Origin of the sequence: Dermacoccus barathri (genome assembly GCF_015070805.1) — a bacterium.
In the GTDB taxonomy this organism is placed as follows: domain Bacteria; phylum Actinomycetota; class Actinomycetes; order Actinomycetales; family Dermatophilaceae; genus Dermacoccus; species Dermacoccus abyssi.
In genome coordinates this window covers 195273-221343 of the sequence record NZ_JADCTK010000006.1, presented here as the reverse complement: position 1 = coordinate 221343, position 26071 = coordinate 195273, and the positions used below count along the sequence as shown (strand labels likewise).

Genomic DNA, 26071 nt, shown 5'->3' with positions numbered 1-26071 from the left:
TCCCGGCTGAGTGAGGCCCGTTCAGCGGCGCTCTTCGACCTCGAGTACGGCGTCGGCGAGTCGCAACCCGGGGCTCACCCGAGCCCCGTCGCCCAGAACACAACCCTCGAGGTGCGCGCCGTCACCGATGACGCAGCCCGGCCCGAGCACGCTGTCGGTGAGCACCGCATCGGCGCCGATCTGGGCACCCGGCATGACGAGGCAGCGCTCGACGCGAGCCGTGGGGGAGACCTGGGCGCCGAGCAGAACACTCGTGGCGTTCGGGCGGTCGCTCGGGACGTGATCCCGGGCCAACGCCAGGTTCGCCGCGAGCAGCGCGGCGGGTGTTCCGATGTCGGCGAAGCGCGCGTCTTCGCGGTAGACCCGCACACCCTCGTCGAGCGCCACGGCTCGGGGGAACACGTCCCGCTCGAGCGAGACCACCTCGCCGGCCGGGATGAGATCGAGCAATGACGGGCTGACGACGTACGTGCCGGCGTTGACGAAACCGGCAGGTGCGCCGGCGGGCTTCTCTTCGAACCGGGTGATGCGGTCACCGTCGAGATGGAGCAGGCCGAAGGCACTCGCGTCATCGACCGGTCGCGCGTGGATCGTCGCCAGGGGTGCGCCGGCGTGGACATGCGCGCGCACGTGCGCGGCGAGGTCGTGGTCGCTCACGAGGTCGCCGTTGATGACGACGAGCGCGTCGTCCGGGTGAAGCGTGAGCCCGGCGCACGCGTGTTTCAGCGCGCCACCGGTGCCCCGCGGCTCGGGCTCACGGGTGTAGCGCAGGTGGAGCCCGAAGCGCTCACCGTGGCCGAGCGCCGGCAGGAAGGCCTCGGCGTGGTGGGCGGTCGCCAATGTCACGGAGGCCACTCCCGCGGCGGCGAGCCGGCGCAATTGATGAGCGATGACCGGTTCGTCACCGATCGGCAGAAGATGCTTCGGCGTGCGAGTCGTCAGCGGCATCATCCGTGAGCCGTAGCCGCCCGCGAGGATGACGGCGTGAAGGCTCACTTCGCGGTGTCCTTGCGGATCTGCGGTGCGATCCACGACCACATGATGGGTCCGGAGACGGATGTGTAGTGCAGGGCGTCCTCGTAGAGCTCCTGGCCGTTGAGTTTGCCGTGGTACGTGCCGCCGGGGCACAGCCGGTCGAACTGCGACAGGAACTGCACCTTGTTCTGCGCAGCCCACTGCTTGGCGACCCCGTTGAGGTGACGCACCTTCGCGGTCTCGTTGAGGGACGGCGGATTCTGGCCGAACGTCGGCATCTCGTGGCAGGCGAGGTCGAGCAGCACCGGGCGCTTCACCCGGGATTCCTTGGACTTGGCGAGCATCGAGTCGAGCGAGGAACGGATGAAGGCGTCGTGCTCGGCGCTGCCCGCCTTCAGCCGTCGGCCGTCGACTTCGTAGTCGTCGAGCAGGTTCTGCGGCAGGAAGTACAGCATCGTGTCTGCCTCGAAGAGCCCGAGGTGCCAGTTCTTCCAGAACGTGCGGCAGGCCGCGGGGATGGGGGCAGGTTTGCCGTTGAGGATCTGTTGACCGGGGAAGGTGGTGCAGCCGAAGCTCGTCGACTCCGAGACGTCGAGGTCGGTGAACCGTGTGGACGGGAAGTTCACCATGAGGCTGTGCGGAATGGAGTTACCCACGACGACGACGCGCTGCGAGGCGCCCGGCTGGTACGACGGCACCGCGTACGTGAGTTCGCCGCCTCCCGCGCCGGTCTCCTCGGTCGGGTTACCGCTGGTGACCCTCGGGAGCGCAACCGTACCCACGGCGACGGCGGCACAGGCCGTCACCGCGACCAGGCGGGAGATCCTGGGCGAGCGGGGCACCAGACCGCGCAGTCCACCCGCCCGGATCGGCGCCTCGAGGTAGCGGTAGGTCAGCGTCGCGAAGACGATCGACAGCACGGCCTGCACGAGCGCGGCGGCAGCGGTGCCCATGCCCAGACGCCCAGGCGTGAGGAAGACGTGGACGGGCCAGTGCCACAGGTACAACGCGTAACTGATGAGGCCGATCTGGCGCAGTGGCTCGAACGAGAACGCCCGCTGAAAGGCGTTCGCGTGCGGTGAGGCTCCGGCGAGGATCGCGGGCAGCGTGAGAAGACAGACGACGACGAGGCCGCCGCGGAAGACGAGCGGCGAATCCTCGGAGAGGGCGACGAACGCAACGAGCAGCGCCGCGAGGCTCGGCCAGGCGAGCTTCGAGATGGTCTCGACCCAGCGCGACGGGCGTTCGTGCCCCCATTGGCTCGGACCGACCCACGCGCCGATCGCAGCGCCGATGAGCAGTTCGAAAGCGCGGGTGTCGGTGCCGTAGTAGACGCGCGTCGGGTCGACGTCCGGCACGTAGAGGTAGGCCATCCAGGCAGCACTGGCGGCGGCAGCGACGGCGAAGACGAGCGCGAGCGTCCAGCGGCGGTGGACATACCGCGCGAGGACGAGGAACAGCAGCGGGAAGAGGAGGTAGTACTGCTCCTCGATGGCCAGGGACCAGGCGTGGCGCAGCGGAGAGGGAACGCCGTTGGCGTCGAAGTAGGCCTCGTTGCTCGCGAGGAGGCGCCAGTTCTGAACGTAGAAGAGCGTCGCGAGAGTGTCGAGCGCCACCGAGCCGCGTCGTCCCGAGGGTGTCCAGAAAGCTGCCGCCGCCAGCACGGCGATGAGCACGGTGATGAGGCTGGGCAGCAGGCGTCGGGCGCGGGCAGTCCAGAAGCGGCGCAGGTCGATGCGGCCCGAACGGGCGTACTCGCGCACGAGCAGACTCGTGATGAGGTAACCCGACAGGACGAAGAAGAGGTCGACGCCGAGCCAGCCGCCCTGAACCCCCGCCGGCCAGAGGTGAAAAACGAGAACGGCGAGGACGGCGACGCCACGAAGTCCGTCAAGCGCCGGGCGGTAACCCGGCGAAGTGGGTGCGCGACGTGGCACGGGGTGGGCCTCTCGACGGGAACAGGACAACGGGCGCGAGTCTATTTGCCGAATGGCCGGGCCGCAGGCGGTTCCACTTCGCTAGCATGCGGGCATGTCGAACCAGTCAGACACTCGTACAGTGACGTCGCTGCGCCCCGGAACGAAGGTCGCGCTCATCGTCGCCACCGGATTCCTCGCGGTGGCCGCGTACTTCTTCCTCACGCCGACCAGCTTCATGGGCAAGGACGGCGGCCTCTTCCGTTGCGGTAGCCCGATGTCACCGAACACGAACGGTCTGGCCAAGGGCCAGTGCGGCATCATGGAGGACGTCGCACGCAACCAGAGCTTCCTCTTCCTCGCCCTCGCCATCATCACCGCCGCCCTCGGCTTCCTCCTCTTCGGCTCGGAGTCGGCAGCGCAGACGCGCGGCGCCCGCACCCGCCTCGAGGACGAGGCCGTGGAGGACGACGACGTCGACGACGCCGACTCCGATCGCCGCCCGGGCCTCCTCGCCGGTCGCACGGAGCGCCAGAGCGAGCGCACCAAGGAGCCGCGCCGTCGGCCCCGTTTGGGTGACGAGGACGAGCACGACACTGAACGCGACGAGCGTCGTCGCGCGCGGTTCCTCGATGACGAGGACGACGCCCCTCGCAAGGTCCGCCGCACGCGCCTGGTCGCCGACGAGGACGACGACGATGTGCGTCCGGCGCGCCGTCGCACGCGCTTCGACGACGACGAGCCCGACACGGTTCGCGACTGACTGCCGCACTGACGGCAACGGGCTCACCCGCTCCGATTCGTCGGTGGGTGAGCCCGTCGCCGTGAGCGGAAGCTCGCACGCGTTCGATTGGAGAGGAACTCATGGCCGCACGGCTCTTCGCCCACCGTCCTGGCCTGGACGGTATCCGCGGCTACGGCATGGTCGTCTTCATGCTGTGGCACGTGGGGGCGCTCACGGTTCTGCCGGGGCTGTGGGTGTTCATGAACGTCTTCTTCATCCTCTCCGCCTTCCTCATCACGCGTCTGCTCCTCGCCGAGCGGCGTAGCTACGGCGACATCAGCGTTCGCGATTTCTACGTCCGACGGGTGCGGCGCCTCGGCCCGGCACTGCTCGTCATGCTCGGCGCGGTGACGCTCGACGGGCTGTTCTTGGCCCCCGATGAGGAGAAGGCGTTCCTCAAGGGCGACATCCTCGCCACCCTCACCTACGTCATGAACTGGCGTCTCGTGGCCCGTGACGATCAGTACTTCGAGGCCTTCAGCCACCCGAGCATCACGCGGCACGCGTGGAGTCTGTCGGTCGAGGAGCAGTTCTATCTCGTCGTGCCGTGGCTCGTCGTGGCCGTACTGGCCCTGGGGCGTACGCGCCTGGCGAGGACCCTTCCGTTCGTGCTGCTCGCCGGACTCAGTGCCCTGTGGGCCACGCGGTTGGACCTCGTCGGGCTGGGTGGTCAGTCGCACGCCTACTACGGCACGGACATCCGCGTTCAGGCCTTGGCGCTCGGCGTCGCGGCGGGCGTGTGGAGCGGGCACCGGGGGAGCGGCGGGGCGCTGCTCAAACCCCGCGACCCGCGTGATCCCCTCGACGGCGGCCGCCCGTGGATCGAGATCGTCGGGTGGCTCGGGCTGGCGGCCACGCTCGTCGCGTTCGTCACGATCGAGCCGCTCGCACCGTGGATGTTCTCGCGCGGCGGGATGCTGCTGACCTCCAGCGCGGCGACGGCGTGGATCATCGGCTGTGCGCAGAGGCGCGCCACGCCCCTCGTTCGCGTGTTCTCCCTGCCACCCGCGGTCTACACGGGCAAGATCTCGTACGGCCTCTACCTGTACCACTGGCCGATCTTCATCTGGCTCTCGCGCTACCTCACCGGCGTCAACGTCTGGGTTCTCGCGGCGCTGACGCTCGCCCTGTCCTACGCGGCGGCCGCCTTGAGCTACCGCTTCCTCGAACGGCCGATCATGAAGCACGGACTCGGCGCGTTCGGTCGCCGTCGGACGGGGGCCGCAGGCTTCGCAGGGCTGGCTGCGGTCGTCGTCGGCGCGCTCTTCGTCTCGGGAGGTACGGCGCAGGCCACCGCACCTGTGCGCGACGAGAGCGTCCCGCAGAAGGTGGCGAACATCCCCGAGCTCGTCGAGGGGCAGCCGACGTTCACGGCGCCGAAGCCGCCGACGAAGGTCGCGCTGTTCGGTGACTCGGTGCCGTTCCACCTCGTCTCCCGTTTCCCCAGCGGCAACTTCCCGGGCCTTGAGGTCGTCAACCTCGGCACACCCGGTTGCGACATCGTCGACGCCCCTGTGCAGTGGACACCGACGGTGGCGCTCGGCGCCGACGCCGCGTGCCGGCAGAACAAGGCGACCTACGAGGAGAAGGTGCGTACCTCGGGCGCCGAGACGTTCGTCATCATGCCCAGTCTCCAGCTCGCGCTGCGCCACCAACTCAGTGGGCGCACGGTGTGGCTCGACGACCCGGCGTACGTTGCTGCCGTGCGCTCGAAGCTCTCCGAACTCACGACGAAGGGCGAGGCGGCCGGGGCTCGTTCGGTGCAGATCACCACCGTTCCGTGCCGACGGATGAGCGAACTCAACCTTCCGCCCCAGTACCGTACGGAGCTGAGCCGCTCACCCGAACTCGTGGCCGAGGCCCAGAACCCCAAGCGCCTCAACACCCTCATCAGGACCTGGGCGAAGGAGGAGAACGTGCCTGTCGTCGACCTCGCCTCCGCCGTGTGCGGTGACGGTTACCAGCCGACGCTGCACGGCAAGAAGGTCTACGAGGACGGCATTCACTTCTCGCCCGAGGCAACCCCGATGATCTGGGGCTGGCTCGCCCCGCAGGTTCTGAGCAAGGCAGGTGGACGTCCGTGACGGGCAGCACGCGCGCACAGCGACGCAACGGCAAGGGCGTGCGCACGCCGTCGCGCTATGCGGCGCTCGACGGTTACCGCGGCCTGTTCGTCGTCCTCGTCATCGCCTACCACTTCGGCGTGACGGCGCTCGTCGGTGGCTGGGTCGGCATCAACCACTTCTTCGTCTTCTCCGGCTTCCTCATCACTCGCCTGCTCCTCAAGGAGCGCCAGAAGACGGGGCGCATCGACGTCCGCCGCTTCTACGCCCGCCGGGCCCGCCGCGTTCTCCCCGCGATGTTCGTGCTCGTCGCCGCGGTGCTCGTTCACACGGCCTTCTTCGCCGACGCGGAGCAGCGCAAGGAGTACGCCGGCGACGCTTTCGCGACGCTCGGATTCTTCCTCAACTGGCGACTCATCAGCCGTGGCGACGCCTACTTCGACCAGTTCGTCGACCCGTCGCCGCTGCGTCACGCGTGGACGCTCTCGGTCGAGGAACAGTTCTACGTCATCGTCCCCTTCCTCGTGCTCGCCCTCGTCGCCCTCGCCCGTCGCCGGGGCGCGAAGGCCGGCATCGCTCTCGCTCTTGCGGCGGTGAGCGCCTGGTGGACGGCGCAGCTCGGCTTCGAGACGCCGCAGGACCAGACGCGCCTCTACTACGGCACCGACACCCGCGTGCAGGCTCTGCTCGTCGGTGTCGCGCTGGGCTGTCTGCTCGGACTCGGCAACGACAAACGGGGCCCGGTGCTCCCTCCACGCGCCGTGACGCAGGCGCTCGGCGTCATCGGCTTCGGCGTCTCGGTCTCGGCGGTCTTCCTCCTCGACCCGAGCACCACGTGGGTCTACGACCGCGGTGGCATCCTGCTCTTCGCCGTCGGCGCCGCCCTCATGGGGTGGTCGAGCGTCGACCCGCGCAACCTGCTCATCAACCGCATCTTCGGGTGGGAGCCCCTGGCCTTCCTGGGCCGCATCTCGTACGGGCTCTACCTCTACCACTGGCCCATCAACCTGTGGGTCGACGTGCCGGGCCTCCCCGACATCGCCGAGGCCGTGCTCAAGGGTGCGCTCACGTTCGCCGCTGCGTACCTCAGCTTCCGCTATATCGAAGTGCCCGTCCTGCAGAACGGCGTCAAGGGTCTGCTGCCGAGATCCACTTCCGGCGCGCGGCAGTTCGTCGCCGTCGGTTCGGCACTGGCCCTCGTCCTCGGTTCAGGCCTCATGTGGACGATGACCCGAGTCAGCGGCCCGCCGCAGTACGTGGCGAACGTTCCCGACCTCGTGCCGGGGCAGAAGGCTTACCCCATGACCTCGAGCCGGACCACGGTGGCCATGGTGGGCGACTCGGTGCCCCTCAAGCTCGTCGAGAACTACCCGTCGCTCAATTTCCCGGGGCTCCACCCCGTGGCCCTGGCCGTGCCGGGCTGCGACGTGCTCGACATCCCGATCGTCGATTCCAAGAGCAAGATCGTGCCCAACCCGAAGGACTGTGCCTACCTCAAGCGCGACCTGACGTCGAAGGTTCGCGGCTCGGGTGCGGAGGCCGCCGTCCTCATGCCCGGCGTGCACCTCGCCTCGCGGCACATGCTCGACGGCCGAAAGGTGTGGATCGACGACGCCGCCTACCGCGACCTCGCGAAGAAGCGCCTCACCGAGACCGTCGGGAAGATCCGCGCCGGGGGAGCGCAGCGTGTCTACGTGACGACGGTGCCGTGCCGTCAGGCCGATCTGTCCGTCCTCCCGCCCGAGGACGCCGCCGCGATGCGCGCCGACGGCCCTGCGCTCGCCGAGTCGCAGCGACCCGACCAGGTCAACGCCCTCATCCGGGAGTGGGCGTCCGAGGAGCACGTGCCGCTGCTCGACCTCGCGAAGACGGTGTGCAGCAATCCGTTCCAGCCCGAGGTGGGCGGCAAGCGGCTGTACACCGACAGCGTCCACTTCTCCGAGGAGGCCACACCGATGATCTGGAAGTGGCTCGCGCCCCAGGTTCTGGCGACTGCCCAGCGCTGAGGCGCATGAGGTGGCATTCTTGTGGCGCCCGAGTTCGCCGACACCGTCCGTGGTCCGCCGTGTGCGTTCGGGCCTCACCCACGTAAGGAACCCATGAAAACGTCTGCCTTCTTCGAAGCCCTTCCGGCGCTGTTCACCCCCGACGTCCACAGCGGCGACCCGGTGGACGGTGCATGGAAGGACCTCACCGCCCAGGTGGCCGGCTACACGGCGGTCAACGAACTCGCGGTGCTCAACGAGGCCGCGCGTCACCTGCCCGAGGGCGAGGCCTACCTCGAGGTCGGCACGTTCAAGGGCCGCTCGATCTGCGCTGCGGTGCGGGGCAACGCCGGCAAGAAGTTTGTCGTCATGGAGAACTTCATGGAGTTCGGCATGGCCGGCGAGATGGCCCGCAAGGAGCTCATGACGAACCTCGCCGAGCACGCGAGTGACGCCGACGTCGAACTGCTCGAGGGCGACTGCTTCAAGCTCATGGTCGAGCCAGGCGCGCTCGATCGGCCGGTCGGCGTCTACTTCTACGACGGCGAGCACACGCTACTGTCGCACTACCTCGCCCTGGCTGTCGTCGAGCCGTTGCTCGCGGACGAGGCGCTCGTGCTCATCGACGACGCGTCGTGGCCGGTCGTGCAGAAGGCCCACAACATCTTCCTCCAGCGGCACAAGGGCTGGGAGATCGTCGAGACGTGGGACGCTGCGCACGCCGACGACCCGCGCTGGGCCAACGGCCTGCACGCCCTCACGTTCCGCCGTGTGCCCGGTACAGCCTGCAAACTCTCGGGCACGGACGAGGCCCTGCGCCGCTACCAGGTGACGGTGCAGGACCGCGTCAACGCCGTGATGTGGAAGGCCGTGGGCATCGTGCCCGGCCCGATCACCGCCGTGGCGAAGGTGCTGCTCGGACGCTCGCGCAAGATCGGTGACGACGCCAGCGCGAAGTGACCCACCGTTGCCTCGGGCCGAGCTGACCACGTGTGTCGGCTCGGCCCGAGGCGTGTCACGTGCGGTCGGTGACGAGGAGGTCCTCCTCGGACTCGAGCTGCGTCACGGCGTGACGGCGGGTGCGAACCACGCCGACGAGGACGACGAGCGCCGCGCAGCCGGCGGCGAGGCCGATGATCTGCTCGGCGCTGTCGTGCCACCACAGCCACCCGACGACGAGCTCGACGGCAACGGCCAGCCAAGCCACCTTGCCGAGAGTCGTGTCGTCGTCGGCCATCTGGGAGAAGAGCCACAGCTGCGCCAGGGCCCACAGCGTGCCGAGCGCGATGCAGGCCAGGACGAGCGTTCCGAAACCGTCGAAGGCCGTGCCGCCGATGAGCCGCACGAGGGCGTCGGCGTCAATCGCGACAACCGCGGCCGCGATCGCGCCGATTCCGACGACGAGCGCGGCCGCCCGCCAGATCATCGACGACCCCTGACGCGACAGGCGCGGCACGACGAGCAGCGCGATGAACTGGGTGCCCCAGCACATCGCCCGCCCGAAGGTCGACGCGAGGCCGTAGCCGCCGGAGGTGTGTTCGTCGAGGAAGTGGCGCACGAGGAGCACGTCGACGTTCGTCAGGGCAGTGAACGCCGCGAGCGTCGAGTTGGATCGCGCCATCTCGGCCAGGAGCGAGGGGGAGTGGCGCCGCGTGGTGGCGGCCAGATCGCGACAGGCCCACCACCCGTACGCCGCGGTGAGCCAGGCCGCGATCGCCATGGCGACGAAGACCTGCGTGACGTTCGCATCGATCGCGAGGCACACGAACGCGCCGAGCAGACGGGTGGCCGCGGTGAGGACGTAGAGCGTCGACAGGCGCCCGAGGCGTTCGGCCCCCAGCAACATGCCCTGAAACGCGCCCGTGAGCGTCATCGGAAGGAGCATGAGCGACATGGCGACGGTGGCGGCCACACCGTCGAGGTGGAAGATGTCGCCGATCGGCGCGGCGAGCAGGCACGTGAGCCCGGTGAGAGCGACGCCCGTCCCGGCCGCGGCCACGAGCCCGGACGTGCGTGCTTCCTCGTCGGCCCAGCGTCGCGCGATGATGACCTGGAAGGCGCCGGCCGGGATGACGAGCACGATGCCGAGCGTGATGAGCGCCGAGTAGGCGCCGAACCCCGCGGTACCGAGGGCGCGCGTCAGCACGAGGACGAAGACGTAGCTCAGGGCGTTGCCGACGCCCATGGCGACTCCGAGGAGGGCGCCCGAACCGATGCCCGCCGTGCGCTCGGTCCGGTTGCCAGGAGCCTCGGACGGTTCGTCGGCGGAGTCAGTGGAGACGTCGGTGCGTCCAGCGTTCAACGTCTCCACCTTCTCGGGTTGGTCCTCTCGGGGGTTACTTCCCAGTTATATTAGGCAGTCACCGCCGGGGCGCCGACGGGAAGCGCGCTTGGCGCGCGGTGCAGTGACGAAGTCGACGATCCGGAGGCCAACGACGTGAGACGCTTCGCCGCGCGGGTCAGCCCGTACGCGCTCACGACCGGCGGGCTCGTTCTCTTTCTCGCGATCATCGTCTTCGGCAACTCGCTCGGTCACTTCCACACCGACATCAAGCCAGAGGTCTACCTCGCGCCGTGGACGATGGTCGAGCGCTACCTCTCGTCGTGGACGAGCTCTCCCTACCTCGGGTCGGCCAACTTCAACGTCGGCCTCGTCCCCGTGCTGCTTCTGCTGTCGGCGCTGCGCGGGCTCGGTCTGTCACCGGAGTGGACCTTCAAGGTCTTCCACTTCGCTCTCTGGCTCGTCGCTGCATGGGGAGCGAACCGTCTCGTGCGGGCAGCCACCGTCCGCGCGACGAAGTGGGTCGGCCTGTTCGCGGGGGTCTTCTACCTCGCCAACCCCTACACGATCGCCGCCGGAAACACGCTCGCAATCGCCCTGCCGATGGCGTTGTTGCCCTGGATGCTCCTGGCCTACTTGAGGGGTCTGCAGCAGCCTCGCAGCTGGGTCTGGCCGGCCGCGTTCGGCCTTGCGTTCTTCGCGATGAGCGGCATGAACGTGGCCGTCGTGCCGCTGTACCAGCTGCTCGCGCTCGTGCCGATCGCCGCCGTCGCGCTGTGGCACCGCCGCGCTACGTGGCGTCAGGTGCTCGCCGTGACGGCCAAGTGCGGCCTCTTCGTCGTCGCCGTCTCGGTCTACTGGCTCGTGCCCGCCACCGCAGCGCTTGGCACAGGCGCGCAGATCGTCGACATGTCCGAGACGCTCACCGGTATTCACAAGGTGTCGTCCTTCACCGAGGTGCTGCGCGGCCTCGGTCTGTGGCCGCTCTACGGCCACAGTGACACGGGGCCGTGGGTGCCTCAGAACGCCACCTACATCACGAGCCCGGTCGTCATCGTCCTCACCGCGCTGTGGCCGACGCTTGCGCTCGTCTCCCTCGCCTTTGCGCGAACTGCTCTTCGCCGCACTCTCGTGTTGCTCGCCGCCCTGGCTGCCGTCGTCATGGTCGGGCTGTTCCCGGGCGAGGGACGCGCCCAGAGCCCCGTCGGGTGGGTGCTGGAGAAGGTGCTCGGCCTCGGCCCGCTCGCCGCGTTCCGCACGACGAACAAGATCGGAGCGCTTCTCGCGCTGGCCTTCGCGCTGGCGCTGGCTTTCGGCGCGGTGCAACTCGTGCGCCTCGTCCAACGACGCAGCGCGCTCGCCCCCGTGGCCGGTTCGTTGGCCACGGTTCTCGTGGCCGGTTGGATCCTGCCGGCCCTGTCCAACGGGCTCTACATCTCCGAGATGGACGTGCCTAACTACTGGCGCGAGGCCGCCAAGGCGGCCGACGGGGGAGACCCGAACGCGCGTACCCTCATGCTTCCCGGCCAGACCAGGCCGACCTATCGCTGGACCGTTCAACGGCCGGACGACCTCACGAACTCGCTTCTCCAGCGCGAGGCCGTGCTGCCCGAGACGACGCCGAACGCGAGTGCACCCGGCGCCAACCTCCTCGCGGCCATGGACGACACGGTGCAGTCGGATCGCTCGAACGGCGACATCGCCTCGACGTTCGCGCGTTACCTCGGGGCCGACAACGTGCTCGTGCGTCACGACACCGTCTGGGAGAACGACGGCGGTGCGCGGCCAGCGGCCATGTCGCGCCTCATCGACGGCGACAGTGGTCTGTACGGCGTCGCGAACTTCGGCCGTCCCGGTCAGAACGTCCTGTCGCCCACGAACCAGCCCGAGAGCATGGACGAGGCCCTGCTCACGCCGGTGCAGCTCTACGGGGTCAAGGACTCCCGACGTGCGGTCCGGGCCCAGAGCCTCGCGGGTCAGATGATCATCGCCGGCGACGGCTGGGCGTTCCCCCAGCTCGCCGCCGCCGGCCTGCTTCGCTCGAGCCCCACCGTGCGCTACGCGCAGGACCTCGACGAGACGAGCCTCAAAGCCGCGCTCAAGGACGGCGCACGACTCGCGCAAACCGACACGAACGCCCGTCGCAACACCATCCCTCAGCGCCTCACCGCCGGCCAGGGCTCGCTCCTTGCCGCGAACGAGGCACTGAAGAACAGCCGCACACTGGGCACCGATCCGAAGAACCAGACCGTCCTGGAACGTTCCGGGGCGCACGTCACCGCGAGCTCGGCCGGTGGAACGTTCTTCGACCTGCCCTTCGCCGCCGCCGAGAACGCTTTCGACGGTGACGATGCGACGTCGTGGCGGTTCGGTGACTTCCAGCGAGCCGCAGGCCAGAGCCTGAACGTGAAGCTCGATAAGCCCGCCCGCCTCGGTGACGTGTCGGTCGCTCAGGCCGATCTCGGTCCCGTCAAGATCGATCGCGCCACCCTCATCGCAGGCGGCAAGTCTGTCTCCGTGCGCGTGCCAGACACCGGCCGTGCCACGTTCCGCATGGGCGGCGTGAACGCCGAGTCCGTCCGCCTGCGGATCGACTCGACCCGCGGCGACGGCTACAACCTCGTCGGTGTTTCCGAAGTGGGGCTACCCGGGGCGAAGGCAGAGCGTGCGGCGCGCACGCCGTCGACTCTGAAGGACTTGTACGACAGCCTCGACGCCGAGGGCCGCACGGCCTTCGAGAAGGCACCGCTCGACATCCTCTTCCAGCGCGTGCAGAACTCGTCCTCCCCGAACGACGACTCCGAGACCTCGCTCAACCGCATCTTCACGATGCCCGACGCCCGTCGCTACGACGCCTCCGCCACGGTGCGCCTCGCGAAGGCCGACCAGGAGCGCTTCTACGACCGCAGCGCGGGCTACAGCGATGCCGTCACGGCGTCGTCGTCGGAGTTCTGGTTCGACCGCCCCGAATACCGTGCGTCCCAGGCCGCCGACGACAACGACAAGACGGCCTGGGTTCCCGGTGGCGCAAGCCCGCAGGGTGCCTGGTGGCAGATGCGCGGGCCCGAGCGCGAGATCAGCTCTGTCTCCGTCACCCAGGCCCCCGGTGAGGGCGGTGCATCACGCACCCAGTGGGCGACGCGGGCCACGGTCAGCGTCGACGGCCGCGTCGTCGGCTCCGGAGCTCTCAAGCCGAACGGCACGGCGTCGATCGACATCACGGCGACGCGGGGCAAGGTCGTGCGGGTGCAGCTCGACGCCTCGAGCGGGCCGCGTAACGGCGCCCCGGCGAAGTTCACGTCGATCGACACGAAACAAGTGCTGCGCAAGGCTCCTCTCGGTGCGTTCGACGAGCCTGGTAAGAACCGGTGCTTCGCCGTCTCGACGATCAACGGTACGGCGCTGCCGATGCGTCTGTCGGGCGACCGTGTGGCCGGGCCCAAGGACGCCGGCACCCGCTGGACGGCGTGCAACCCGGTTGTCCTCAAGGCCCGCGAACAGCACGTCGAGCCGGTGCGCGACTTCGTCGTCGACTCGCTCGTGCTGCGCGACACCGTGTCGGAGAAGGCGGGGGCCGCCGTCTCGCCTGCCCCGGTCGACTTCGCCGTGACGAAGAACTCGCCGAGCGTGAAGTCCGTGCGCGTGGCGAAGAGCTCCACGCCGAAGGCCGTCGTGCTGGGGCAGAGCTATGACGAGCGCTGGAGCGCCACGCTGGGCGACAAGGATCTGGGACGCCCCGTCCTGCTCGACGGCTACTCCTCCGGGTGGGTTCTGCCGGCCGGCGCCGAGGGCACCGTCGAGATGCGCTTCACGCCTCAGCGTTACGCCAACTGGGCCATCCTCTTCTCGCTTGCGGCACTGTTGCTCGCGGCAGCGCTCGTGGTGCGTGCGTGGCTGACGGGTGCGCTTGTCGGTGGTCGAGACGAGAGCGCCGACGAGGACCTGACGGCTCATCGCGCGCACCGGTCCGCGACACAGGAGCGGATGACCGGTGGCGGCGGGTCCCCGGGTCGCTCGGGTCGTCAGGTCCTGCTCCAAGCCGGCTTCGTCGTGGCCGCCGCGCTCGCTGTGGGGCTTCCGGGACTCGTGGCGGGTCTCGCCGTCGTGGCGGGCCTGCGCTGGGGACGCGTGACAGCACGGGCACTCGTCGTCACCGGCGCTGCAATGGTGTTCGTGGCGATTCTCCTGTTCCTCGTCCTCAGCCCCGACCTCGGCGAGGTGAGCGCGGATGCGATCTCGGCGAACCTGTGGCCGCATCGCGTTGCCGGCGCCGGTTTTGTCGTCGCCATTGCAGGCCTCCTGCGCCGTGAAGGCCTGGCCGGGGGATCCCTCGGTGCCGCAACGGCCGAGCCGGCCGCTGACGCCACCGACTCCGCCGACCGCACCGATGACGAGGGACGCACGCGCGACAGCGACAGCGACGGAGGATCCGAGGATGAGTGACAGCCACGTGAGCGCAGGGACGACTGCCGGGCGCGATGTGGAGGGCGGTGTTGCGCGCGCGGTGAGCGTCATCGTGCCGACGCGCAACAACGAGCGCACGATCGAGGCGACGCTCGCGTCCGTCGTTGCGCAGACCGAGCCGAACGTGACGCTCATCGTCGTCGACAATGCGAGTAACGACGCGACGCCCGAGATCGCCCAGCGGTACGCCGACGTCTACCTCGAGGCGGGCCCCGAGCGTTCCGCCCAGCGCAACCGCGGCATCCAGGCTGCCGAGACGCCGTGGATCGTGTGGCTCGACAGCGACATGATCCTGCCGCCGCGTGCTCTCGAAGTCGCCCTCGACACGGCCGAGCAAACAGGCGCGGCCGGCGTCGCCCTGCCCGAGCGCACGATCGGCACGGGGTTCTGGACAGCCTGCCGGGCCCTCGAGCGTGAGTGCTACCTCGACCAGCCGTGGCTGCACAACCCACGCCTGCTGCGCCGTGAGTTCATGGTCGGCGACGGCGAGTTCCACCTCGCGATGTCCGGACCGGAGGACGCCGACCTTCGCATGAAAATGCGCCGTGCGGGACACCGCATCGAACTCGCTCCCATCGTCATCGACCACGACGAGGGTCACCTCACCCTGCGCGACGTCTTCGACAAGCGGCGCTACTACGGCCGAAGCATCCCGGCCCTCGAAGCCGAGCACGACGGCGCCGTCAGCGACCAAGGGCGTGCGGTGCTCGGCGCGTACTGGAGCCACCGCGGCGACCTGGCCCGACGCCCCCTGCACGCCGCGGGCATGGTCGCGATGCGTGCGATGGAAGCGGTCGGCTACGGCTACGGCGCCTGGACCGCGCGCCGTGAGGCGGCCTCCGGAGGACAGACGTCGTGACCGACGGCGACGCGCCGCGCCGGCGTGAACTGCTGTGGCTCTCGCTGCCCGATCAGCGTCCCCGCCGTGAGCTCTACTGGATGTCTCGCATGCCCGACACCCACGTCACAGCGCTGGCCGCCGACGAGCCGGTGGGGGAGATGAGCTGGGTCCCGACGACCTACCGCCGCCCGGTGAAGCGCTTCATCGAGGCCGGCGCTTTCGCTTGGGCCGAGAACCTCGACGACGAACTCGCGCGCGCTCGCCCCGACTGGGCGGTCAGCCTCGAGCTGTGTTCGCTCGTCACCGGGCAACTTTCCCGGCGCCGCCGATCCGGAGGCTTCAAGCAGGCCGTCGTGACGTGGGAGAACATGCCGCGTCAGCCCCTGTACGCCCTGCCGCCGTACCGCCAGGCCGTCGAATCCGCACGCAGCGCCGACCTCGTGCTCTGCATGGTCGACGCCGCCCTCGATCACCTTGACCTCAACGGCTTCGACCTCGAGCGGGCGCGCGTCGTCAAGCCCGGTGTCGACACGGAACTGTTCTCCCCGGCAGCCGAACTCACCGACCGCCCACGCGTTGTCTTCACTTCGCCGCTGGCGCCGAACAAGGGCATCGACACCGTGCTCGACGCGATGGCTCACGTGCGCCGACACCTGCCGGAGGCGCAGCTCGTCGTGGCCGGACGCGGCCCGTTGCTTCCGCTCGTCGAGGAAGCCGCCCGTCGCATGCCGGATTCGGTCGTCCTCGCGGGCTCGCTCGATGCGTCGGGGGTGGCCGACCTCCTGCGCTCGGCTCGGGTGTTCACGACGGCACCCCGCCCGACGTGGAAGTGGACCGAGCAACTCGGTCTTGCCTACCTCGAGGCGCAGGCGTGCGGCCTTCCCGTCGTCACGACAGCCTGTGGTACGAACGACGAGGCGGTGCGGCCGCCGAACCTCGTCGTCGAGGACGACGCCGCAGCACTGGCCGACGGGCTCCTGCACTTCCTCGAGGACGACAACGCTGCCCGCGAGACGGGCCGAGCCAACCGCGAACGGATGGTCGCGGAGCACGACATCGTCACGCAGACCCGTCGCCTCGGCGAGGCGTTCGCCGAGTTCGAGTGAGGCCCGCGTGAGCGTCAGGGGCGAGGGGGAGCGGTCGAGCGCTGTCTCATGGCCCACACGGCATGCAGGCCTGTTGACGGCGACTGCCGTCGCGCTCGTCGTGCTGTCCCCGGCGCTGTGGCGTCCCGGCTTCCTGCTCCACTACGACATGGTGTTCGTGCCCGACCTCCCGCTTTCGGCGGGCACGCTCGGGATGGACGGCGGGGTTCCCCGCGCCGTGCCGAACGACACCGTCGTCGCACTGCTCGACCTCGTGCTGCCCGGCTGGATCACGCAACGGCTCGTCCTCGTCGGGGCGTTCTTCGCCATCGGCGCCGGTCTCGACCGCTGGCGACGCGGCGTCGTCACCACCGTTGTCGCAACCGTCGCCGCGACGTGGAGCCCGTGGATGGCCGAGCGTCTCGCCATCGGTCACTGGGGCTACCTCTGGGGGTACGCAGCGCTCGTGTGGGCCGTCGTCGGTGCACTCGAACTGCGCGCAGCGCGGAGCGACGGCGATGACACGCGCCATCACCGGGCCGTGACGAGCACCGCGGTGGGCCTGGGCATGAGCGCCCTGTCGGGCTCGACGGGCGCCGTGCTCGTCGCCATCGCGTTGGTCGTCATCCTCCTTGCGCCCGGCGCGGGTCGGCCCCGCGCGGGAAGCATCGCCGTCGGAGCAGCCGCGTGGCTCCTGCTCAACGCCGCGTGGTGGTTCCCTTTCCTCACGAGCTCGTCATCGTCCGCGGCCGACGCCACCGGCGTTCGGGCCTTTGCCGCCGGAGCCGACACGCCGCTGGGCGTTCTCGGGTCACTCCTCGGGGGCGGCGGAATCTGGCACGAGCCGTCGTGGTTCCCCGAGCGCCACGCCGTGGTCTTCGCTTTTCTCGCCGCTGCGCTCGTCGTCGTCGGCTTCGTGACGCTCCTGAGGCATCTGCCGGCGCTGCGCTGGGGGATCGGGGCGCTCGGAATCCTCGCGCTCGTCCTTTCGAGCCTCGGAAGCTTCGCCGTCACGGCGCCACTGCTTGTGTGGTTCGTCGAGACCGTTCCCGGCGGCGGGCTGCTGCGCGACGGACAGAAGTTCGTCGCGTTGCTCGTCGTGCTCGCAGCGCTCGGGTGGGGCGTGCTCGCGGCACGTGTCGTGTCACGCGCCCGAGGAACCGCGCTCGCCCCTGTCGCACTCGTCACGGCCGCCGTGCTGCCGGTCGTTCTTCTGCCGGGGCTTGCGTTCGCCCGCGGTGGCCAATGGGTCTCGTCGAGCTATCCGAACGAGTACGGAGCCGTCGCGCAGCGGTTATCGGCGTCGTCGGACGCGGCCGCCGTCCTGCCGTGGCGCCTGTACCGGAAGTACGGCTGGAACGGCGACATCACCGTGCTCGACGCGTGGCAGCGCCTGTCGTCCTCTCCGGTGCTCGTCAACGACGACCTGCCACTGCGTGACAGCACGGTACGGGGTGAGAGTGCGGCTGCCGACCGGGTGTCGAGGGCCCTCGCGAGCGGGGACGCGGCGCAGGTCAAGGCTGCGCTGAGCCGGGCCGGCGTGCGCTACGTCGTCGTCGAGAAGTCCCAACCCGGGGCCGACGACGACATTCGGACGCTCAACCCGATCGGCTCCGTCGTGCACTCGGGACGAGACCTGACGCTCTACGACATCGGCCGTCCCAGCGGCCACGACGGCTCGCAGAGCCTGGGGAACGCGCCCTGGTGGGGCGCGACGGGCCTGGCTCTCGCGGGGGTCACCCTGGCTGCGGGTACGGCGTGGCTCGTGCGGCGCAGGCAGTTCGAACGCGGCGCGGAACGACACGCTTCGGGTACCAGTCAGTAGTTCGCCTGCGCAGAACGTCACATTCGGGCTACACTCGATGAAAATGCGTCGTACGGGCGACGCGTCTCACCCGCGAAGTGAGAGCTGGACAATGCGAAAGGCGGTTCACCATGAGCGCGTCCACGAACAAGGCGGCGTACAACGTCGGCGGTGCCATCGTCGGCATCCTTCTCGCCCTTCTGGCGATCTTCGGTCTCATCCAGACCCAGGGCAACCAGGAGCAGTCGCAGAAGTACCAGTCCAAGATCAGCTACGACGGCTGATCCGTTCGGCCGCACGGCCGAACATGCGCGAGGGCGAGGCACCGAAATGCCTCGCCCTCGCGCTGTTGTGTGTGGCCCGCACCGGCTGCCGTCGACGACCGGGGCACCGTGTGCCTGAGATCAGGAGACGCTGACGTCGTGTGGCCGCTCGTCCGAAGCGAACGCGTCGCGCTCGACGAGGGCACGCAGGCGCTCGACGTGCAGGGGAGTGTCCGGCGGCTGGGGCGCACGCGTCGCGCGCCCCAGGACGTTCTCGAGCGTGTGGTGCAAGTTCCGGCCGGCGCTGCTCCAGCTGAACGAGCGGGCGTAGCGGCGCGCATTGCGTCCGAGTTCCTCCCGGACATCCGCTCGTTCGAGGAGGACGCGCACGTCGTCGATGAGTTCGTCGGTCGTCGACGCCAGAGCGCCGGTGCTCGCGTGCTGGATGGACTCACTGGGGCCACCGGCCTGGATGAACGCCAGCGAGGGGGTGCCGTGCAGCCCGGCCTCCACGATCGTCAAGCCCCAGCCCTCCTTGTACGAGGGCATCATGACGAGCCACGACGAGGCGAGCAGCGTGTGCTTGGTCTCCTCGTCGACGAATCCGTGGAAACGGACGGCGTCCTCTACTCCGAGATCGCGGGCGTGCTGGGCGATGTTCTCCTGCCAGTACCCGGAACCGACGACGTTGAGCACGAGCCCGGGGAACTGGGGGCGCAGGCGTGCCACGGTGTCCACGGCGATCTCCACCTGTTTGTGCGGCACGAGGCGGCCCAGCACGGTGAGGGACGGCTCGGGCGTGCGAGGCACGTCCGCGTAGGAGTCGAGATCGCGCGGGTGGTCGTTGCCGCTGTAGACGAGGTCGATGCGTTCGGCATCGACGCCGAGTTCCACGAGTTCGGCCCGCGTTGCCTTCGAGACGGTGACGTAGCGGCTCTTGCGGTAGACGAACGGCGCGGCCTTCGACTCGAGGAACCAGCCGAACCTCGCGAGGCGCTCACCGAAGATGCTCGACCACTGGTCGCGGTGCACGTGGTGGACGACGGCGACGACGGGGACGCGGGAGACGATGGGTGACCAGAACGGCACACCGTTCTGCACGTCGATCACGACGTCGTAATCGCGGGAGTGGCGCAGCAGGTGCCACAGCCCCGCCGCGTAGCAGGTGAAGCGGTTGCCGGCGCGCAGGACGCGGACGTCGCCGTGCATCGTGCGTCGGGCTGCGCCCGGGAAGCGGGCGGTGTGAATCGTCACCTCGTCCCCGAGAGCGCTCATCACCTCGCTCGTGCGCTCGACGAACACCTCGGAGCCGCCGGCTTCGGGGTTCTCGCGGTCGCGCCACGACAGGTACAGCACCCGCATCGGGGCACCTGCGTGCTCGCCGTTCATCCCTGCTCGTCTCCTCGTGCCATTCGTCCGCGACCGTTTCGGGTCGCCCGTTAGAGTAACCGGGAGCCGAACAGGAGGTGTCCCGATTCCCAGGTCTCGATGCGAGGTGTGCGGCCATGCCGTGCAGCCTTGGACGCTCGGCTCATCCGTGCTCGGGCGGTGCACTCACTGCGGGCACCTCGTGCGCTCCCTCCACGACGCGCCCGCGCGTCACCGTGAGCACGCTTACGGCGGTGACCCGACGCTCGACTCGGCGCGTCTCGCCCTGACCTACCGCACGCTCATCGCGGACGGCGTACCCGAGTCGGTGTTCGAGATCGGCTTCGGCACCGGTGCTCTGCTGCGTCGCTTCCTCGACGGCGGAGCCAGCGTCGCGGGAGCCGATCCCGACCAGCTCGAACTCGCCGTCGATGGCCGTGTGGCCCGCGAGGGATCGCTGCACGCCTGCGGCATCGAGAACGTCACGCCCGACGCCCTGCCCGCCGGCGCCGTCGACATGGCCTACGGCATCCACGTGCTCGAGCACGTCGTCGATCCAGCCCTGACGTTGCAGCGCACCCGCGACCTGTTGCGCCCCGGCGGCAGCGCGCACTTCCTCACGCCGGCCGGTGACTGGGCGGGTCTCGGCCTCGTCAAGGACGGCTGGTGGATGCTCGAGGATCCGACACACATCCGCTTCTTCACGGCGAAGTCTCTGAGCACGATGGCGCGGGACGCCGGCTTCGACTCGGTGGAGATCCGCCGCCCCGTCCTCGACTCGCTCGTCCACGGCGCCGCGAGCACGGTTCGCGCCGTGCGCCCGACCGATCGCCCGCGTGGCGTGCTCGCGCAACGCTCGACGATGGCGCTGGCCGCACTCGGTCTGCCCGGGACACTTGCAGCGCGCGCCGCTGTGCCGCGCCTGCGTCCCACGCTCCACCTCGTGGCCAGGGTTGCCTCATGAGCCGCGGCCTTCGCCGCAGCGTTCACCTGTTCCGCGCCTTCCTCGTGGAACAGAGCGACCCGGCGCACTTCTACTGTGAGCTGGCTCGAGACTCCGTCGCAGGCATCGCCGAGCACCTCGACCTGGACGGGGCTCACGTCCTCGACGTCGGCGCCGGACCGGCGGAGTTCGCCGAGGCCTTCCACGAGTTCGGTGCCACCTACGTTCCCCTCGACGCCGACCCCGACGTCGACTCGGTTCGCCACGGTGGCGTCGTCGGGGACGCGGGGCACCTGCCGTTCGCGGACGGCTCGTTCGACGTCGTCTTCAGCTCGAACCTGTGGGAACACGTGCGCACACCGGAGGCCGTCGCCGACGAGATGCTGCGCGTCGTCGCACCCGGCGGGTTGCTCTACATCGCCTACACGAACTGGCTCAGCCCGTGGGGAGGCCACGAGACGTCGCCCTGGCACTGGCTCGGCGGAGAACGTGCCGCTCGGCGGTACGAGCGCAAGCACGGACACCGGCCCAAGAACCTCATCGACGACAGCCTGTTCCGGGTGAGCGTCCGGCAGGGACTCGACTGGGCCGAGGCCGCCCGTGAATCCCGCCGGGCCGATGTTCTCGCCCTGCGTCCGCGCTACTGGCCCGATTGGGCCCGCCCAATCCTGCGGGTGCCGGGCCTTCGGGAGATCGTGACGTGGAACCTGCTCGTCCTCGTGCGCAAGCGGTGAGCGACTCCGCCGTCACGCCCGCCCGGGGAGGACGCCTGCGCCGTTTCCTCGCCGACCCGCTGACGAGCGTCATCGCGGCACTCGGAGTGTTGCCGTGGTTGGTGCAGCCCGGCGTCATCCAACCGGACACGAAGATCGACCTCGTTGCCGCACCGGCCCGCTACCTCGCCCGCTCGCTCGACGCCTGGTCCGGGCATTCGGGGTTCGGCGAACTCCAGAACCAGGCGTACGGCTACCTGTTTCCCATGGGGGCGTTCTTCGCCCTCGCGGACGCGGTGAGCCTGCCCGGGTGGGCTGCGCAACGAGCCTGGTGGACGCTCATGCTCATCGTCGGTGCCTTCGGGGCCGCCCTCTTCGCGCGTCGCGTGCTGGGTGTTGGGACGGCGGCTGCGGCGCTCGCGGGAGTGCTGTACGCGCTGAGTCCGCGGGTACTCAGTCTGCTCGCCCAACTGTCCGTCGAGACGTGGCCCGGGATGGTGATGCCTTGGCTGCTGCTGGCCGTTCACGCCCGCCGTCGTCCGGGCGGACTCTCGTGGCAGCGCTACGTCGGTGCCGTCGGGGTGCTGTGCGCTGTTCTTGGTGGGGTCAACGCGACGGCGTCGCTCGTCGCCGTGCTCGGTGCGTTCGTGTTCGCCCTGGTCGTCGGTGGGGAGCGGTTGCGTGAGGATCGGCGCGTCGGTCGTCGCGATCTCGTCGGCGGACTCGCTCTCGGCGCCTTTCTGGGCTGCGCCTGGTGGCTCGGCCCGCTCGTCGTGCTCGGCCGCTACGCCTACCCGTTCCTCGATTACATCGAGACCTCTCGCATCACGACGGCCGTGACGTCCGTGCCGGGCATCCTGCGCGGCGCTTCGGACTGGGTGGCCTACATCATCGACGCCGAAGGCCACCCGGTATGGCAGAGCGGCTGGGTTGTGGCGCAGGGCACCGCGTCGATCGTCGCGGGCTGCCTGCTCGCCGGGGTCGGCCTTGCAGGGTTGCTCACGGCACGCACCGGAGCGGGTACTCACCGACCGGTCGTGCCCCGAGGTCTCGGTGCCATGGTGCTCGTCGGTGTCGTCGGCATGGGGGTTGCCTACGTCGGCGCCGTGCACGGCCCGTTCGCGTACACGGCGCGCGACCTCCTCGACGGTCCACTCGCCGCTGCACGCAACGTGCACAAGCTCGACCCTCTCGTGCGACTGCCGCTCGTCATGGGCATCGCCGTCGTGGCCGAGCGGCTGCTCGCGCGCCTGCGGGACCGGGGGGCCTCCGTCACCGACAGTGTCGGGGGAGCCGCGCTGCCGACGCCCGCGGTTCGTTGGGGCGCCGCAGCCCTCGCGGTGGCCGTGCTCGCCTCGATGGCACCGTTCTGGCAGGGACGCCTCGGCCACGAACCCGGCGTCACGGCATGGCCGGCCTCGCTGCGCGCCGCGGCGAAGGACATCGACGCCGCGGCCGCGCGCGACGGAGGGTCGACGCTCGTCCTGCCGAGCGCGCGCGCCGCGACCTACGCGTGGGGCACGAGTTCCGACGAACCGCTCGTCGCATTCGCTCAGAGCCCGGTGGCTGTGCGCGCCTCCGCACCGCTCGTTCACCCCGGTGCCCAACGGCTCATGGACGCCGTCGATGCTCGTGTGGCGTCGGGCGACACGGCCGGCGTCGCGAAGGCCCTGCGGCGTGCTGGCGTTGCGCGGATCGTCGTGCGCCACGGCGTCACGCCGGCGCAGCAAACAACCTCGGCGGCCCGATACGTCACGGCCCTGCAGGGATCGCCGGACTTCACCGGCCACCGGGTTCACGGATCGGGGGAAACTCGCTTCGATGTGTTCGACATCGACACGTCAACCTCGAGCGAGCGGGGCACAAAGGCCATCTCCGTCCTCGGTGGCCCCGATTCGACTCTCTCGTTGGCCGCCGCGGGTGTCCTGCCCTCGTCGCCGCTCGTGACGGGACGCGGGGGTGGGTGGATCACCGACGACGTCCGCAAGCGCGTTTACAACAACGGTCGCCCGCCGGCGCTCGCCTTCGGGCCGACGTTGACGGCCGGCTCGACCAGAGACGCGCGTCTCGGCAGCAGAGACCTCGACTTCGAGGGGCGAACGGCTTCCCTCACGACGTTGGCTCTCGACGGCGTCACCGCCGTCGAGTCCGACGGTGACGCCTCCGACCCGTTCGGAGACGTGTACCTCGGCCCGGGCACAGGGCCCGCATCAGCACTCGATGCCTCGGACGCCACGGCATGGCTCACGCCCGCCCACGAGGCGACACCGCTCGTTCTGCGGTGGGCGCGCGGCACCTCCGGTGGCACCGTCACCGTGCACGGCACGAGTACCGGCAAGGCCACACTGCGCGGCTTCGAGGGCGTTGCGAACGGCCGCGCCGTCGAAGCCCGGGCGGCGGGCGAACGGGCCTGGAACGTCACCGTGCCGCGCGGCACGACACAACTCGAACTGCGCCCGAAGGCGTCGGCGCGCGACGAGTCATCGGCCGTCGGCATCAGTTCGATCGATTCCGGAGGAGCAGGGTGGCGGGCCGTCCAGGCTCTGCCGGGACAGGTCGACACGGAGCGCAACGGCGTCCTTCTCACACGTACCCAGCCCTTCGCCGAAGGCAGAGCTCTGCGCTCCGAAGATGACGGCCAGTGGACCCGTCGGCTCACCGTGGCACGTACTGGAACCATGGGGGTCAACCTGACCTTGAGTGATGGCGCCCATCGCGACGCCGGGAATGTCCTCTCCGTGCGTCAGCGCGACGGCAGTTGGAAGGCCGCCTCGCTCAACGGTTCGTCGGGCTCATTAGCCCTGCCGAAGGGGAAGGTCGACCTCAAGCTTTCACCTGACGTCGAGATTCTGCGTCTGACGCCCACCGGCGCCGACGCGCGCGCGGCGCTCGGGCTGAGGGACACCGGCGGCAGCAGCACGACTCCGCCCGCGACGACGCACGAGTCCTCCGTGGTGACTCTCGCCTCGACCCAGGGCGCGAACGCGGGATGGAGCTGCGTGGGCGAGGGGACGAGCCCCCTGACCCTCGACGGCTGGCGTCAGGGGTGTGCGGTGTCATCGACGCCCTCCGCTGCGCAGGTGCCCGAGCTCGCGTTCGCCCCTCAGATGTGGCACCGCGGTGCCCTCCTCATCGGGGGCTTGGGTGTCCTGATTGCGGCCGTGCTCGCCGGCTGGCCGCGCCGCACCCGTCCCGCTCCTGAGAACACCCAACCGGACGCCGCTGCGATGACCACCGCGGCGGGAGGCCGTACTCGCCTCGGGGCTGTGGCCGGTTGTCTCGTCGTCGGAGCGCTCGCCGTGGCCCTCGCGGGTTGGTGGGCCGTGCCCGCTCTCCTTCTGGCCTTCGGTCTGCCCAGCAAGTGGCGGCCGACGGCCGTCGTCGTTGCGCTCGCGTTGACGGGGCCGGTCATGGCGACCCTCGGCGTCGTCGACCGCGCGTCGTCCGGAGCGCTCGTCGGTCAGGTGCTCGGTGTGACAGCCCTCAGTGTGTTCGCTGCGGAGCTCCTCGGTGCCCCCAGCGGATGGCGGGCCGTTCGACGAAGCGGCGACTCGCGTCCGCAAGGAACCACGTGACGACGAGCGTCACCGTGAGGACGAGGACGAACGGGGCGTGGAAGATCCGCAGGCCCAGCGAGGCGAAGAGCACCTGGAGCACGACGAGGTGCCAGAGGAAGACCCCGTAGCTCGTCTCGCCGGACGCGAGTGCGAGGCCGGTTGACGAGCGGCGCTGCACCTCGCGAGGCGCGTTCGTGGCCGCCACGAGCAAGGCGCCGGCGACAATCCCGTACAGAATCTCCTTGGCCGCCGCCGCGAGAACCGTCGGTGTCTCCAGCCCGATCGGCCCACCGAGCGGGGTGGCGGCCAACAAGTAGGCCAGCACGGCGACGAGCACCGCGTGGCCTGCGGTGAGGCGCGACGCAATCCCTGGTCGCTGTTCGAGCATCCAAGCCCACCCGATGCCGACGCAGAACCACGCAGCGTGGCCGAGGGCGCTCGTGCCGAGCCACCCCCACGTCGGCGAACCCTGCGAACTGGCGAACGCCTGGACGAGAATCCCAAACGTCGCCACAAGCACCAACACGACCGGGACGGTGTGCCCTGCAGCGCGACGACGCAGGAGCCACGCGCCGATCACCGGAACGAGGACGTAGAAGGTGACCTCGGTCGTCAGGCTCCACGTCTGGGTGAACGCGCGGTAGCTTTCGTGGGTGAAACCCTGCAGCAGGAACACGTGCGTGAGCACCTGACGAAGCGAGCCGACGGTGCCGTCGATCATGACGGCAGCGCCGAGAACGGCCGCTAGGGCGAGCCAGTACGCGGGCATGATGCGCGCGAAGCGACGCCGGGCGTAGTCCGGGGGAGTCGCACGTCCGGCGCAGTAACCGCGGGTGAGCAGGAAGGCGGAGATCGCGAAGAACACGGCGACGCCGCTGTCGCCTCGCGCCAGCAGGCGCCCAGCACCGTCCACGTTCGCCGCGCCGGTCCAGAAGGCGACGTGGGAGAGCAGGACGAGCAGCGCCGCGACGGCCCGCAGTGGGCCGATGGCGGGAATGCGGCGCATGTCGATCTCCCTCGCACTTACCA

17 protein-coding genes are annotated in these 26071 nt (G+C 69.7%); 12 read left to right on the top strand and 5 right to left on the bottom strand.

Annotation, left to right across the window (positions count from 1 at the left end; genetic code table 11):
- Nucleotides 1-21: 21 nt before the first annotated feature.
- Together IM689_RS12505 and IM689_RS12500 are read right to left on the bottom strand one after the other, a co-directional pair.
- A complete protein-coding gene (locus IM689_RS12505) occupies nucleotides 22-996 on the bottom strand; it encodes a sugar phosphate nucleotidyltransferase (RefSeq protein ID WP_193644239.1) in 975 nt (324 codons plus the stop codon).
- On the bottom strand, nucleotides 993-2912 hold the full coding sequence (locus IM689_RS12500) for an acyltransferase family protein (RefSeq protein ID WP_193644238.1): 1920 nt from the start codon (nucleotides 2910-2912) through the stop codon (nucleotides 993-995). Before IM689_RS12500 ends, IM689_RS12505 begins: the two co-directional genes overlap by 4 nt.
- Before the next feature lie 94 nt (nucleotides 2913-3006).
- Here IM689_RS12500 and IM689_RS12495 point away from each other — a divergent pair, with 94 nt between their 5' ends.
- The 4 genes from IM689_RS12495 to IM689_RS12480 all read left to right on the top strand — a co-directional run bounded on the left by IM689_RS12495 (nucleotide 3007) and on the right by IM689_RS12480 (nucleotide 8683).
- A complete protein-coding gene (locus tag IM689_RS12495) occupies nucleotides 3007-3654 on the top strand; it encodes a hypothetical protein (RefSeq protein ID WP_193644237.1) in 648 nt (215 codons plus the stop codon).
- 101 nt (nucleotides 3655-3755) lie between these two features.
- Complete coding sequence (locus tag IM689_RS12490) at nucleotides 3756-5759, top strand: acyltransferase family protein (RefSeq protein WP_193644236.1); 2004 nt, start codon at nucleotides 3756-3758, stop codon at nucleotides 5757-5759.
- Nucleotides 5756-7744, top strand: a complete 1989-nt coding sequence (locus tag IM689_RS12485) for an acyltransferase family protein (RefSeq protein ID WP_193644235.1) — start codon at nucleotides 5756-5758, stop codon at nucleotides 7742-7744. Before IM689_RS12490 ends, IM689_RS12485 begins: the two co-directional genes overlap by 4 nt.
- Before the next feature lie 93 nt (nucleotides 7745-7837).
- Nucleotides 7838-8683, top strand: coding sequence for a class I SAM-dependent methyltransferase (locus tag IM689_RS12480; RefSeq protein ID WP_193644234.1), 846 nt, complete (start codon nucleotides 7838-7840; stop codon nucleotides 8681-8683).
- A gap of 55 nt (nucleotides 8684-8738) precedes the next feature.
- Here IM689_RS12480 and IM689_RS12475 read toward each other — a convergent pair whose 3' ends face one another.
- Nucleotides 8739-10025 carry a lipopolysaccharide biosynthesis protein gene (locus IM689_RS12475; RefSeq protein WP_193644233.1) on the bottom strand — a complete coding sequence of 429 codons (1287 nt, stop codon included), beginning with the start codon at nucleotides 10023-10025 and terminating at the stop codon, nucleotides 8739-8741.
- Nucleotides 10026-10160: 135 nt separating this feature from the next.
- Here IM689_RS12475 and IM689_RS12470 point away from each other — a divergent pair, with 135 nt between their 5' ends.
- The 5 genes from IM689_RS12470 to IM689_RS12450 all read left to right on the top strand — a co-directional run bounded on the left by IM689_RS12470 (nucleotide 10161) and on the right by IM689_RS12450 (nucleotide 18482).
- Complete coding sequence (locus tag IM689_RS12470) at nucleotides 10161-14447, top strand: alpha-(1->3)-arabinofuranosyltransferase domain-containing protein (RefSeq protein ID WP_193644232.1); 4287 nt, start codon at nucleotides 10161-10163, stop codon at nucleotides 14445-14447.
- On the top strand, nucleotides 14440-15327 hold the full coding sequence (locus tag IM689_RS12465; protein ID WP_193644231.1) for a glycosyltransferase family 2 protein: 888 nt from the start codon (nucleotides 14440-14442) through the stop codon (nucleotides 15325-15327). Before IM689_RS12470 ends, IM689_RS12465 begins: the two co-directional genes overlap by 8 nt.
- Nucleotides 15324-16415: a glycosyltransferase family 4 protein gene (locus IM689_RS12460; protein WP_319803883.1), complete on the top strand. Its 1092-nt coding sequence runs from the start codon at nucleotides 15324-15326 to the stop codon at nucleotides 16413-16415. The genes IM689_RS12465 and IM689_RS12460 overlap by 4 nt, the downstream gene beginning before the upstream one ends.
- A gap of 73 nt (nucleotides 16416-16488) precedes the next feature.
- Nucleotides 16489-18219, top strand: a complete 1731-nt coding sequence (locus tag IM689_RS12455) for a hypothetical protein (protein WP_193644230.1) — start codon at nucleotides 16489-16491, stop codon at nucleotides 18217-18219.
- A 110-nt stretch (nucleotides 18220-18329) separates the two neighbouring features.
- A complete protein-coding gene (locus tag IM689_RS12450; protein WP_165357853.1) occupies nucleotides 18330-18482 on the top strand; it encodes a hypothetical protein in 153 nt (50 codons plus the stop codon).
- Between the two features lie 120 nt (nucleotides 18483-18602).
- On the opposite strand, the gene IM689_RS12445 is transcribed toward IM689_RS12450, so the two are convergent.
- Complete coding sequence (locus tag IM689_RS12445; protein WP_227484799.1) at nucleotides 18603-19850, bottom strand: glycosyltransferase family 4 protein; 1248 nt, start codon at nucleotides 19848-19850, stop codon at nucleotides 18603-18605.
- 121 nt (nucleotides 19851-19971) lie between these two features.
- Between IM689_RS12445 and IM689_RS12440 the strand changes: the two genes are divergently transcribed.
- From IM689_RS12440 to IM689_RS12430, 3 genes are read left to right on the top strand one after another with little or no spacing between them, the layout of a single operon-like run.
- Entirely contained in the window at nucleotides 19972-20793 is an 822-nt protein-coding gene (locus IM689_RS12440; RefSeq protein ID WP_241510822.1) for a class I SAM-dependent methyltransferase, read from the top strand.
- On the top strand, nucleotides 20790-21506 hold the full coding sequence (locus IM689_RS12435; protein WP_193644229.1) for a class I SAM-dependent methyltransferase: 717 nt from the start codon (nucleotides 20790-20792) through the stop codon (nucleotides 21504-21506). The genes IM689_RS12440 and IM689_RS12435 overlap by 4 nt, the downstream gene beginning before the upstream one ends.
- A complete protein-coding gene (locus tag IM689_RS12430) occupies nucleotides 21503-25060 on the top strand; it encodes an alpha-(1->3)-arabinofuranosyltransferase domain-containing protein (RefSeq protein WP_193644228.1) in 3558 nt (1185 codons plus the stop codon). The genes IM689_RS12435 and IM689_RS12430 overlap by 4 nt, the downstream gene beginning before the upstream one ends.
- On the opposite strand, the gene IM689_RS12425 is transcribed toward IM689_RS12430, so the two are convergent.
- Complete coding sequence (locus tag IM689_RS12425) at nucleotides 24969-26048, bottom strand: acyltransferase family protein (RefSeq protein ID WP_193644227.1); 1080 nt, start codon at nucleotides 26046-26048, stop codon at nucleotides 24969-24971. The genes IM689_RS12430 and IM689_RS12425 overlap by 92 nt on opposite strands.
- Nucleotides 26049-26071: the final 23 nt, after the last annotated feature.

What these genes read in the sequence shown, in the direction of transcription:
- IM689_RS12495 (WP_193644237.1), top strand. Translation starts at nt 3,007, where the DNA reads ATGTCGAACCAGTCAGACACTCGTACAGTGACGTCGCTGCGCCCCGGA.
- IM689_RS12490 (WP_193644236.1), top strand. Translation starts at nt 3,756, where the DNA reads ATGGCCGCACGGCTCTTCGCCCACCGTCCTGGCCTGGACGGTATCCGC.
- IM689_RS12480 (WP_193644234.1), top strand. Translation starts at nt 7,838, where the DNA reads ATGAAAACGTCTGCCTTCTTCGAAGCCCTTCCGGCGCTGTTCACCCCC.
- IM689_RS12465 (WP_193644231.1), top strand. Translation starts at nt 14,440, where the DNA reads ATGAGTGACAGCCACGTGAGCGCAGGGACGACTGCCGGGCGCGATGTG.
- IM689_RS12450 (WP_165357853.1), top strand. Translation starts at nt 18,330, where the DNA reads ATGAGCGCGTCCACGAACAAGGCGGCGTACAACGTCGGCGGTGCCATC.
- IM689_RS12445 (WP_227484799.1), bottom strand. Translation starts at nt 19,850, where the DNA reads ATGAACGGCGAGCACGCAGGTGCCCCGATGCGGGTGCTGTACCTGTCG.
- IM689_RS12435 (WP_193644229.1), top strand. Translation starts at nt 20,790, where the DNA reads ATGAGCCGCGGCCTTCGCCGCAGCGTTCACCTGTTCCGCGCCTTCCTC.
- IM689_RS12425 (WP_193644227.1), bottom strand. Translation starts at nt 26,048, where the DNA reads ATGCGCCGCATTCCCGCCATCGGCCCACTGCGGGCCGTCGCGGCGCTG.